This window comes from Acidithiobacillus sp. TH-A35 (assembly GCF_057473505.1).
Genome location: NZ_JBYCKR010000005.1, coordinates 1 through 10,532 on the forward strand (window position 1 = coordinate 1; position 10,532 = coordinate 10,532).

The 10,532-nt window shown below is 58.9% G+C and carries 14 protein-coding genes; 6 read left to right on the forward strand and 8 right to left on the reverse strand.

Annotation, left to right across the window (positions count from 1 at the left end):
• From dnaG to rpsU, 4 genes are all read right to left on the reverse strand, one after another.
• Positions 1-809, reverse strand: an 809-nt coding sequence (dnaG, locus tag AC2VNK_RS00160) for a DNA primase (protein WP_486882390.1), incomplete at its 3' end; no start/stop codon positions are given.
• Positions 810-812: 3 nt separating this feature from the next.
• A complete protein-coding gene (locus AC2VNK_RS00165) occupies positions 813-3,149 on the reverse strand; it encodes an endonuclease MutS2 (protein ID WP_486882391.1) in 2,337 nt (778 codons plus the stop codon).
• Complete coding sequence (locus AC2VNK_RS00170) at positions 3,149-3,595, reverse strand: GatB/YqeY domain-containing protein (RefSeq protein ID WP_291521302.1); 447 nt, start codon at positions 3,593-3,595, stop codon at positions 3,149-3,151. Before AC2VNK_RS00170 ends, AC2VNK_RS00165 begins: the two co-directional genes overlap by 1 nt.
• Positions 3,595-3,810 (reverse strand): 30S ribosomal protein S21, encoded by a 216-nt coding sequence (gene rpsU, locus AC2VNK_RS00175; protein ID WP_035195145.1) that lies wholly within the window; start codon positions 3,808-3,810, stop codon positions 3,595-3,597. The genes AC2VNK_RS00170 and rpsU overlap by 1 nt, the downstream gene beginning before the upstream one ends.
• A gap of 285 nt (positions 3,811-4,095) precedes the next feature.
• Between rpsU and AC2VNK_RS00180 the strand changes: the two genes are divergently transcribed.
• Positions 4,096-4,953, forward strand: coding sequence for a sigma-70 family RNA polymerase sigma factor (locus tag AC2VNK_RS00180; protein ID WP_291521300.1), 858 nt, complete (start codon positions 4,096-4,098; stop codon positions 4,951-4,953).
• On the opposite strand, the gene rdgB is transcribed toward AC2VNK_RS00180, so the two are convergent.
• Both rdgB and rph read right to left on the reverse strand, forming a co-directional pair.
• On the reverse strand, positions 4,920-5,543 hold the full coding sequence (rdgB, locus tag AC2VNK_RS00185) for an RdgB/HAM1 family non-canonical purine NTP pyrophosphatase (protein ID WP_486882392.1): 624 nt from the start codon (positions 5,541-5,543) through the stop codon (positions 4,920-4,922). The two genes, AC2VNK_RS00180 and rdgB, sit on opposite strands and share 34 nt — an antisense overlap.
• Entirely contained in the window at positions 5,540-6,268 is a 729-nt protein-coding gene (gene rph / locus AC2VNK_RS00190; protein WP_291521296.1) for a ribonuclease PH, read from the reverse strand. The genes rdgB and rph overlap by 4 nt, the downstream gene beginning before the upstream one ends.
• 134 nt (positions 6,269-6,402) lie before the next feature.
• Here rph and AC2VNK_RS00195 point away from each other — a divergent pair, with 134 nt between their 5' ends.
• The gene (locus AC2VNK_RS00195) at positions 6,403-6,897 is read left to right on the forward strand and encodes a Crp/Fnr family transcriptional regulator (protein WP_291521295.1); all 495 of its coding nucleotides are present in this window, start codon (positions 6,403-6,405) and stop codon (positions 6,895-6,897) included.
• A gap of 25 nt (positions 6,898-6,922) precedes the next feature.
• Here AC2VNK_RS00195 and AC2VNK_RS00200 read toward each other — a convergent pair whose 3' ends face one another.
• Positions 6,923-7,480: an LON peptidase substrate-binding domain-containing protein gene (locus AC2VNK_RS00200; protein WP_291521293.1), complete on the reverse strand. Its 558-nt coding sequence runs from the start codon at positions 7,478-7,480 to the stop codon at positions 6,923-6,925.
• Positions 7,481-7,504: 24 nt separating this feature from the next.
• Between AC2VNK_RS00200 and hemW the strand changes: the two genes are divergently transcribed.
• Positions 7,505-8,662 (forward strand): radical SAM family heme chaperone HemW, encoded by a 1,158-nt coding sequence (gene hemW, locus AC2VNK_RS00205; RefSeq protein WP_291521291.1) that lies wholly within the window; start codon positions 7,505-7,507, stop codon positions 8,660-8,662.
• A 14-nt stretch (positions 8,663-8,676) separates the two neighbouring features.
• Here hemW and AC2VNK_RS00210 read toward each other — a convergent pair whose 3' ends face one another.
• Positions 8,677-8,988, reverse strand: coding sequence for a ferritin-like domain-containing protein (locus AC2VNK_RS00210; RefSeq protein WP_291521289.1), 312 nt, complete (start codon positions 8,986-8,988; stop codon positions 8,677-8,679).
• A 23-nt stretch (positions 8,989-9,011) separates the two neighbouring features.
• On the opposite strand from AC2VNK_RS00210, the gene AC2VNK_RS00215 reads away from it, so the two are divergent.
• The 3 genes from AC2VNK_RS00215 to AC2VNK_RS00225 all read left to right on the forward strand — a co-directional run.
• Positions 9,012-9,812 (forward strand): pseudouridine synthase, encoded by an 801-nt coding sequence (locus AC2VNK_RS00215; protein WP_486882393.1) that lies wholly within the window; start codon positions 9,012-9,014, stop codon positions 9,810-9,812.
• A gap of 105 nt (positions 9,813-9,917) precedes the next feature.
• Positions 9,918-10,076, forward strand: a complete 159-nt coding sequence (locus AC2VNK_RS00220) for a hypothetical protein (RefSeq protein ID WP_291521284.1) — start codon at positions 9,918-9,920, stop codon at positions 10,074-10,076.
• 267 nt (positions 10,077-10,343) lie between these two features.
• Positions 10,344-10,532 (forward strand): MFS transporter (locus AC2VNK_RS00225; RefSeq protein WP_486882394.1); only part of this gene is annotated, 189 nt, incomplete at its 3' end.

Below are 10,532 nucleotides of genomic sequence, written 5' to 3' on the forward strand. Positions count from 1 at the left end.
CCCACCTGGTGCAAGGTAATGACATCCAGATACCCCTCCACCAGCAAAACCCGCCCGGCACGACGCACGCCCTCCTTCGCCTGATGCAGACCATAAAGCACCCGGCCCTTGTGGTAGAGGGCACTTTCCGGCGAATTAAGATATTTGGGCTCGTGTCCATCAAGACTGCGCCCGCCCAGCCCCACCGCTTGTCCTCGCCCATCGCGGATCGGGAAAATCACCCGGCCGCGAAAACGATCATAGACCGAGCCGTCGTCGCGACTGCTGACCAGCCCCGCGCCCAGCAACTGCCGCCGCAATGATGCATCATTGCCGAGTTTTTGGCTCAGAAACTGGGCCGCTGGTGGTGCATAACCCAACTCAAAGCGCGCGATAGTGTCGACATCCAATCCTCTTCCACGCAGATATTCCTGGGCCGGTGGATATTCTGAGAACATGGACTGGTAAAGGGCGACGGCTTTTTCGAGGATGGCACGCAGCGGCCGCAGGTCTTCCTGGTCTCCAGTGGGACTATCTTCTGGCAGCGCAATGCCCGCTTCTTCGGCGAGTGTTTTCACTGCTTCAGGAAAAGATAGCCGATCATGGGCCATCAAAAATCCGATGGCATTCCCATGCGCGTGGCAGCCAAAACAGTAATATATCTGCTTATCCGCGCTGACAGAAAATGAGGGGCTTTTCTCCTGATGAAACGGACAGCAGGCCCAGAAATCCTTCCCCTTTTTCTTCAGCGGCACGCGACTGTCGATAAGGCGCACCAGATCGCTGTGCTCCAGTACGGCATCAATAAATGCGGGAGAGAAGTTGGCCATCCGTCAGCGTAACTCCAACTCGCTGACGCCGCCACCACCATGCTCTGGTCGCGCCATGCGCCATTGGCTGACCCTGGGGTCCTGCCCGGCAAACTCGCGCACCATTTCCGCAAGCACGCCATTACCCTTACCGTGCAGAATCTCGACCTGCTGGCGACCGGCGGCCACGGCACCATCCACATGACGGCACAAGGCCGCCAAAGCGTCTTCCCGAAGCTGTCCGCGCAAATCCAGGCGCCAGGGATGATCTTCCGGGGCTGCATACTGCGTGCTGCCTTTTTCTTTGGGAACTTGCAGCGCCGCATCCACAGCGAATTGTGCGGCAGGCACCCAAAGCTGTTTGCCCCGCAATTGAATCTGCACCCTTTGTTGGACCGGATCCACGCGCAACACTTGGGTCACTTGCCGGAGCGGCAAAAACAGGCCCTTAGCCCCCACGGCAGGCAGACTGTCCGCACGCTGCTCTTTCGATCGAAAAGGGGCTTCCAGACGCTGCAGGGCCGCCGATGCGGCCTGCGTATCCCGTCCTGACTTGAGCGCCGCGATGGTTTGCCGCACCTGCTGGCGCGCCGCCGTCAGAATATTTTCCCATTCTGCGCGCGCTACAGAAGCCGCTTTATCGCGCTCTTGTCGCGCCGCTTCCAGCTCGCGCTCCAGGCGCCGGGCAGACGTTGCGGCTTCATCGCGTGCCAACGCGGCCTCATCCAGGGCCTGCTGCGCGGCCCGTAACAGGCCCTCCCGCTGCGCTTCCCAACGCTCCCAGTCCTCACGGTCATCGGCATAGAGCGCCTCGGCGCGGGCCATCAGCGGCGCTGGCATCCCCACCCGCCGAGCGATGGCCAGACCATGACTGGCACCACCCACACCCCACTGCAGGCGATAGGTAGGTGCCAGACGCTCTGCATCGAAACCCATTCCCGCCAGCGCCACACCTTCATGGCTCAGGGCATAGCGTTTCATCACTTCCAGATGGCTGGTGAGCAGTGTGCAGGATTTGGCCGCCAGCAAGGCCTCTGCCACCGCCTGGGCCAGTGCGCCCCCCTCCCGTGGATCGGTGCCGTTGCCCAATTCATCAAGGAGCACGAGACTGTGGGCATCGGCATGCTCCAGCACTGCCCGCAGACGCTGCACCTGCGCCGAAAAGGTAGAAAGATCCGTGTGAATATCCTGGGCATCACCGATGACCGCAAAGCACTTCCGGAAATAACCCAGAGTGCCTTCCGCCGTCACCGGCAACCCCATATACGCCATCAGATGATTGAGCCCCACCGCTTTCAGGGTTGCCGTCTTACCACCGGTATTGGGGCCGGTAATCACCAGTTGGTGCGCGTCCGCCCCGAGATGTACCGCGTTACCCACGACCTGCCCCGGATGACGCAGGCAGAGTAGCGGATGGCGCAGGGCCTGCAGATCAAACGCCGCTGCAACGCCCACCTTGGGCAAAATCCCGCCATAGGCATCACCCAGTTCCAGCCCTGCCCGTACCGCGTCCAGGCGGCCCATATGCCGCAAGGCCGCGACGATGCCCGGCACCTCTTCCCCAACAGCCGCACTCAGGACGCTGAGAATACGTTCCTGCTCCTGAAGCTCAGCACGTCGGTCCTGAACCAACTGATTATTCAGATCGACAGCGGCCAGCGGCTCTACAAAAAGGGTTTCACCACTGGCCGAGCGGTCATGAATGATCGCCTTGATACGCCCCTTGTGGCTGGCTTTGAGGGGCAGCACGTAACGCGCATTGCGCTGCACGATGACCTGATCCTGCCAGTATTCCTGCCAGTCAGGATTCCGCAGAACGCTCTGCAAGAAACGCTGCAATTCGCCGCGACTGGTCCGCAGGCGCTGACGCAGGCGCGCGAGATCAGCGCTCGCCGTATCCAGGAGCTCGCCCTCCTCATCCAACGCCATGTTGAGGCTGCGCGACAAAGCCACCGGAGGATCAAGCTCAGCCGCCAGCCCGGTCAGCGCATCCACAGTCTGACGCAAAGCCGCGGCGTAGCCTTTCTGTGCCGTCAGCACGTTGAGCACCGCGCGCAAATCTCGCCCGCTGAGCGCAGCACCAGGGCGCCTCGCCAGATCCAGCAAGGTATTTACATCGGGGAGATCAGAAACAGGGAGAGGAAAACCGGCGGCAATACGCTGTGACAACCACTGCGACCAGTTCAGACGATCATGAATTTCCGCGAGTGTCACCCACGGTGCGGTCGCCGCAACATGTCTGCGGCCATAGATGTGGCCACAATGCTGTGACCACGCGCCCTGCACATCACCGGCATCCAGAGCCCGCCAGAAGCTGTGCTGCCAGGAGGCAACCCCGGCCGCAGCCACACCCCCGTCCATCAACTGCTAAGGCGGGCCTTCACTTTTTCCGCCACCACGGCCATGTCCGCACGTCCCTGCATCTGCGGGCGCAAGGCGGTAAGTACCTTACCCATATCTTTGGGACCGCTGGCCGCTACGGCCGTCATCGTCTCAGCAATCAGCCCATCAATCTCTGCAGGCGACAGGGCCGCCGGCAGATAGACCGCGAGAAAAACGATTTCTGACTCTTCCTTTTCCGCAAGATCCGGACGACCACCGGCAACAAATTGACTGGCAGAATCCTTGCGCTGCTTGATCAGCTTATCCACAATGCTCAACGCTTCAGTATCGTCAAGCTCGCGGCGCTCATCAATTTCGCGCTGCTTGATCGCCGCCAGGAGCATACGAATGGTCACCAGACGCTCGGCTTCCCGAGCGCGCATGGCCGACTTCATATCTTCCTGGATGCGCTCGCGGAGTGTCATCAGTAGAGCCGGACCAGACGCATGGACTGGCGACGCATACGCTTCAACGAACGCTTGCGGGCAGCAGCGGCCTTGCGCTTGCGCTCTTCCGTGGGCTTTTCATAGAACTCACGACGCCGCACTTCGGTAAGGACACCCGCCTTTTCACAGGAACGTTTAAAACGCCGCAGCGCAACTTCGAAGGGCTCATTTTCTTTGACACGAACAGTTGGCATAGAAGGATTCCGACCTCTTTGATAAGGGTAACGAGAAAGGGGCAGATTATAGGCAGATCAAGGGGCAGAGTCAAAAAACTTGACCACCAGCAAATATGGCTCAGCCAGGCGCCACCATTCTCCGTGAGGCCAGCAACATTGTTGCTAAAATCACCAAATACTCGCTGCAGACACTTGACAGGCCGATGAAAAAGAATCCTAATATACCAAAAGACGGGATCTCTTTTAAAATAGGATATTAGATTGCAATGGTAGGACGATTTGTGATCAGTGTAAGGGGCTGTGGTGCACACTGAAGCTAGAGAATTAGTGGGTTCGGATATCCCTGACATGGGTCCCGCCATTGATCCACCGCCTCTTAATGATTTTATAGACGACGAAAACAGTGGGCCGTTTCTCAACCAGAAACAGGAGCTGCACCTTATCCATCGCCTGCGCCAGGGTGACGAATGCGCCCGCGCCACCCTCATCTCCGCGCACATGCCCCTGGTGCGGGCAGTCGCCCGGGGATATCGCAATAAAGGGCTCAGCCAGGAAGACCTCCTCCAGGAAGGATACATGGGCCTGCTGCGTGCCGCCGACCGATTTCAGGAAGGGCTCGGTACGCGCTTTTCCAGCTACGCGACCTGGTGGATCCGCGAGGCCATGCAACGGGCGCTCATCCGCTCCCGCTTCATACGCCTGCCCGACTATCTTGCGAAGTCCCTGCACGCCTATGTGCAGCGCGGAGAGGAGGAAGACAGTGACGCAGATGTGCGCCGCGAGCAGCGCCGCGAGGCCCTCGGGGTACGCGAGAGCACCATGCGCGCCCTGGATTTCGCCGACATCCGTGTCTTCTCGCTCGACGAAGAAGTGTCTGACGGGCCAAACCGCATCGAACAGGTGGCCGGCGACATGGATGGTCCGGATAGCGAGTACGACCGCGACGCCATCTGCAAAGCACTACGCGAACATCTGACAGAACTCAACGAAAAACAACGGGAGGTCATGGTGTTTCGCTACGGCATGTATGGCGATGCACCCATGACCCTGGAAGCCGTCGCCGAGCGGATGGGTGTCAGTCGCGAGGCGGTGAGACAGTTGCAGGTGCGGGCACTAACCCGCCTGCGTCAGTCGTTGAGCGATAGTGGCTGGGGTGCCTGACGCTCCGCCAGTAGTTCCAGCAGCCTGCGTAAAGCCGTACCTCGGTGGCTGTGATTATTTTTTCCTTCCAGATTACACTGCGCTGCACTACATGCCCCGCCCGCGGGCCAAAATAACGGGTCGTAACCAAAGCCCCCGTCGCCGGCGGGATGCTCACCAATAGTCCCCCTCCAAAAACCCTGGGCCACCAGTGGCGAGGGGTCGGCAGCAGATTCCAGAAAGACCATGCAAGCCACATAATAAGCAGCACGGGCCTTTCCCCTCGCCTCAGCCAGCATCGTCAGCAGCCTGGCGTTGTTTGCGGCGTCACTGGCCTCTGGGCCGGCATAGCGCGCGGAGTAAAGGCCGGGCGCCCCCTGGAGATAGGGCACACAAAGCCCGGAATCTTCGGCGAGCGCCGCCATACCACTTTGCGAGGCGGCGTGGCGCGCCTTGAGCAACGCATTTTCAACAAAGGTAGTGCCCGTTTCCTCAATACTGGAGATGCCCTGCTCTTTTTGACTGACCACCGCGAAGCCATGGGCGGCAAGTATCGGTTGCAACTCCCGCAATTTGCCCGCATTGCCCGTGGCCAGCAGCAAGGGCGTCATGAACGGGCTTCCGGACACTCCTGATGCTGACGCGCCACCAACTCAGCGATTCCCTTGCGCGCCAGCCCCAGCATTTCGGCCATTTGTTCCGCACTGAATACTGCGCCCTCCGCGGTTCCCTGTACTTCTACAAACGCACCTGCACCGGTCATCACCACATTCATATCCACGTCGGCATTACTGTCTTCGGCATAGTCAAGATCCAACACCGCCTGTCCCTGGTATATGCCCACCGAAACAGCCGCCACCCAGTCCCGCAAGGGGTTATTCTGAACCCGCCCCGCCGCACGTAGATGCTGCAGCGCGTCGGCCACCGCCAGACAAGCGCCGGTAATACTCGCGGTGCGGGTCCCACCATCAGCCTGAAGCACATCACAATCCACCCAGATGGTGCGCTCGCCCAAGGCTTGTAAATCTACGGCAGCACGCAGACTACGGCCGATGAGGCGTTGAATTTCGTGGGTGCGTCCGCCGATGCGTCCCTTGGCAGATTCCCGTGCTACCCGCTCCCGGGTTGCGCGCGGCAACATACTATATTCTGCTGTCACCCACCCCTTGCCCGCGCCACGCAGGAAGGGCGGCACTTTTTCCTCGACGCTGGCGGTGCACAGCACTTTGGTATCGCCGCAGGCTATCAGCACCGAGCCCTCGGCATGTTTGGTAAAATTTCGGGTGACCTGTACCGGACGCAAGGCGTCAGCACTTCTTCCACTGGGACGTGTCATGGGAATACTCGTTGGAGGTAGTGGCGCATTGTACCGCGAGGAGACGGCAGGATTCAAAATGCGGCACGGTACTGTCCCTCACCCCTCTTCCACCCTTATAATGAAGGAAAATCTGCTTCCCAGAGGAACGAACCATGCCTGGCATTGCCCACATAGAAATCGCGCAATTTCTCAAACAGCATCATCTGGCTCAGTCTCTGACCATCAGCGAAATCCAAACTCTTGCAGAATATGTCACCCATGCCCAGTTTCACATGGACCAGGTGATTGCCGAATGGGGGACACTCGGAGAGGCCCTGTTCTTCTGCGTCAAGGGTGAAATGGCCATCGTTCATCACACCGCCGATGGCGACGAAGTGGAAGTGGTCCGGGTACGGGACGGCGAAATGGCCGGGGAGATGTCCTTTTTTGATCGTCAGCCACGTAGCGCCCGCATCCTCGCCAAAAGCGACGACACTCAGGTGCTGGTCCTCACCCGCGCCCGCTATCAGCGCCTGAAGGTGGAGAAACCCTATATCACCGTGAATATTCTGGAGCAGGCCATCATCAGCCTGGATCATCTGTTCCGTAATCTTTCGCAGGATTACACGGACTTCTCTACGTATATTTATGGCAAGGGCAAGCGTTAGGTTTTGTCGCTGATTCGGTTTACCCCTATGCACCACCGTGTTGGCCGAGCAAATCCGCAATGCGGCGCAAACGCTCTATAGGATCCTGGATAACCAGCAACTGCTGCTTTTCTTCCGGAGAAGCAGGCAGCGCCTGCGCCAGGATCATCCCGGCGCTGCTGGCATCTATCTCCGTGGCCGGTACCTTGCCAATCAAATCCTCGAGGATACGGCGCAAGACCTCGTTTTCCCGACGCATGGGCACGATGGGCTCCGCGACCCAGCAATGAATGGAAGCCACCGCCAACGGTCCATCATAACGCCAGTCCTGAATGGTGAAGCGTTCCTGCCCCTGCACCTGAATCTGGAGAACACCCGCCTCTCCACCCCAGTCCACAATGCGTGCCAAAGTACCCACCAACTCCGGCTCGGCATGACCATCGCCCCAGGAGTGGCTGAGGCAAATGCCAAAATCACGACCTTGCCGCAGTGAGGCGCTGATCATATCCAGATAACGTGGCTCAAAAATACGCAGCCCTAATAAAGCCTTGGGGAAAAGCACTGTTCGGAGTAAAAATAAGGGCGTCCAGTCTGTATCCGTCACCTGTCACTCCTTTCACGAGTACCCATGAACCCGACCCTAAAACCATCGTCGTCGTTTTCGCTCTATGTGCATCTGCCCTGGTGCAAGGTCAAGTGCCCCTATTGCGATTTCAATTCTCACGCCGCTGACAGCATCCCGGCAGAACGCTATCTGTCCGCACTACTTGCCGATCTGGATCGCGAGCTGCCACGCATCTGGGGACGTCGTGTGCAGACTATTTTTATCGGTGGTGGCACCCCCAGCCTCTTTCCGCCAGAAATCATCGACCGTCTGCTCTCCGAGATCCGCGCCCGCCTGCGGCCGCTGCCCGGCCTGGAGGTAACGCTGGAGGCCAATCCGGGGGCGATAGAAGCGGCCTCTTTTCGCGCCTTCCGGGAGGCAGGCGTTACCCGGCTTTCTTTGGGCATCCAATCTTTCAATGACGTCTTCCTGCAACGGCTCGGCCGCATTCACGATGCGGCGGCAGCCCACCGCGCGGTGGAACTCGCCATCGCCGCTGAATTCGAAAGCTATAATCTCGATCTCATTTTTGCCCTGCCGGGGCAGGATCTCGCGGCTGCACGATCAGACCTGCAAACCGCACTGGACTATGCACCCCCTCACCTGTCCCTCTACCAGCTCACCCTGGAGGAGGGGACCCCTTTTGCAAGCCATCCGCCAGCCAACCTGCCGGACAACGATCAGGCAGCCGACATGGAAAATGCCCTACGTCAGCAACTCCAGGAGGCCGGACTGCCGCGCTACGAGATATCCGCGCATGCCCTGCCCGGCCAACGCTGCCAGCACAATCGCAATTATTGGCTCTATGGCGACTATCTCGGCATCGGTGCCGGGGCGCACGGCAAGATCACCTTGCCCGAGGGCATCTGGCGCAGCCGCAAACCCAGCCGCCCGGAAAGTTATATGGCCGACGCGCTAAGTGATGCCGACGCCATTGGCGACTATAAACCCGTTTTGGTTGCCGACAGACCCTTCGAGTTCATGCTCAACGCCCTGCGCCTGACGAATGGCTTCCCCATGGGGTTATTTCCGGAACGTACCGGCCTGTCATGGCCGATGATTCAGCTACAAATTCGCCAGGCCGCGCGCGATGGCTTAGTCGAAATCAAAGGGGAAACCCTACGACCAACCGCCCTCGGACTCAATTTTTACAACGACCTCTGTGCGCGTTTTGTACCGTGACGGTGCGATCCGTTTTACTCTCGTCCCATCGCCTCAGTTTCGTGGCCGGTGATGGAGCCTTTGCTGAACAAGTACTCACGCAATTCCTTATCCAGACGCGGCATTTTGCGGCGCAGCCACTCCAGGACCATGGCAGCGTGCTCAATTTCTTCATCCCGGTTGTGTTCCAGGACTTGCTTGAGAGCAGGGTCCTTGCAGGCATCTGCACGCTGCTGGTACCAGTCGACCGCTTCAAACTCCTCCATCAGCGAGGAAATGGCCCGGTGGATGTCCACAGTTTCAGGGGACAAGGACTCGAGGGATTCATGCAAAGTTTCATGCGCCATAACCAGCTCCTTTGGGCAGACTAGTGAAACATCCCTCAAATCATAGTCCAAAGTCTGGACAAAACCAAAGCACTCCCAACTTTGGACTCGCTCGCATCCTGTCCAAAGCCGGGCTATGCTCGCGGACGGTGGCGGCGGAATGGATTCGCGCCGGGAGGGTGGAGGTGGATGGTTGTCGGATACACGATCCAGAGGCGCGCTTCGCCCTGTCCGGCCCAAAAATCTGTGTCGATGGTACCGAGGTCACCGCCAGTGCCCGCCAGGTTTTGCTGCTGCACAAACCGCGCGGCGTCATTACCAGCCGTCGGGATGAAAAGGGGCGTGCCACCGTGTACGACCTACTGCCCAAGAGTCCATGGCTGGCCCCCGTGGGACGTCTGGACCAGGCCAGCTCCGGCCTGCTGCTTTTCAGCAATGATCCGTACTGGGCGCAACAACTGCTGGATCCCGATCAGCATGTGGCCAAGACCTACCATGTGCAGATTCGCCCGCCCCTTTCTGCTAGCACCGTAGCCCAACTGGCGGCTGGCTCCGTGCTCGACGGCGAACATTGCCTGCCAATGCAGATCAGGGAGTTACGCTGCGGTGGCAAAACCCAGTGGCTGGAATTCATTTTGCAGGAAGGACGCAATCGCCAGATCCGGCGTCTACTTGCCGCTTGTGACAGGGAAGTGTTGCGACTGATTCGCGTAGCGGTGGGAAACCTGTCCCTCGGCGAACTGCGTCCCGGCGAATGGCGCTGGTTGCGCAGCAATGAGGAAGATCTGTTACGCCAGACACCCTCACCCCGGGACATTCCCTGCCTCCCGCCGGAACAACTCTGACCCTGTGGCACACGGGCCATCAATATATTAGTTATTTATTATATTGACATAACTATAAAATAAATGTATGTTAGCCATGTCTTATTTACTGATGAGGACAACAGCATGGAAATGAATATGGAACGGGAATTCGAGTTCGTCGGCCTGATTTATCAACTGGAAGAGGCAGGCTACTGCTTCGCGGATGTCACGGACGAGCAGCTTCAACAAGCATTTTCAGATAGCCAGGATCTGCGGGATCTGGCCGTGTTGCGCGCGGCCTGAACATCTGCTGCCTGATCAGCCGGCCTATGGCCGGCTTTTTTTGTAGCGGCAATGCGGTACCCCATTCAATGAAACCCCCGGACTTGCCAGACAAGGGTACCGACCTTATAGTGACCGAACGGTCGGTATCCGGATAGATGTATCTGCCGGTCCCTGCGTCAGTGTGCCTAAAGTGGATCGGTACTATCAGGATCGTCCGTCACAAAGAGGAGCCCATCCGTGGCGCAAGAGAGCCCGGCTTCACGTCTTACCATTACGGTCGCAGTCATGCTGGCGGTAGTCATGCAGGTACTCGACCTGACCATTGTCAACGTAGCGCTGACCTACATGCGCGGCTCTCTGCATGCCAACAGCGATCAGATCACCTGGGTGCTCACCAGCTACATGATCGCTAACGTCATCCTTCTGCCCCTCACCGGTCTGCTGGTGGAGCGCTATGGGCAGCGTACGGTGATG

Coding starts and splice junctions, on each gene's coding strand:
- AC2VNK_RS00165 (WP_486882391.1), bottom strand. CDS start 3,149: ATGGACGGGGGTGTGGCTGCGGCCGGGGTTGCCTCCTGGCAGCACAGC.
- AC2VNK_RS00170 (WP_291521302.1), bottom strand. CDS start 3,595: ATGACACTCCGCGAGCGCATCCAGGAAGATATGAAGTCGGCCATGCGC.
- rpsU (WP_035195145.1), bottom strand. CDS start 3,810: ATGCCAACTGTTCGTGTCAAAGAAAATGAGCCCTTCGAAGTTGCGCTG.
- rdgB (WP_486882392.1), bottom strand. CDS start 5,543: ATGACGCCCTTGCTGCTGGCCACGGGCAATGCGGGCAAATTGCGGGAG.
- rph (WP_291521296.1), bottom strand. CDS start 6,268: ATGACACGTCCCAGTGGAAGAAGTGCTGACGCCTTGCGTCCGGTACAG.
- AC2VNK_RS00195 (WP_291521295.1), top strand. CDS start 6,403: ATGCCTGGCATTGCCCACATAGAAATCGCGCAATTTCTCAAACAGCAT.
- hemW (WP_291521291.1), top strand. CDS start 7,505: ATGAACCCGACCCTAAAACCATCGTCGTCGTTTTCGCTCTATGTGCAT.
- AC2VNK_RS00210 (WP_291521289.1), bottom strand. CDS start 8,988: ATGGCGCATGAAACTTTGCATGAATCCCTCGAGTCCTTGTCCCCTGAA.
- AC2VNK_RS00220 (WP_291521284.1), top strand. CDS start 9,918: ATGGAAATGAATATGGAACGGGAATTCGAGTTCGTCGGCCTGATTTAT.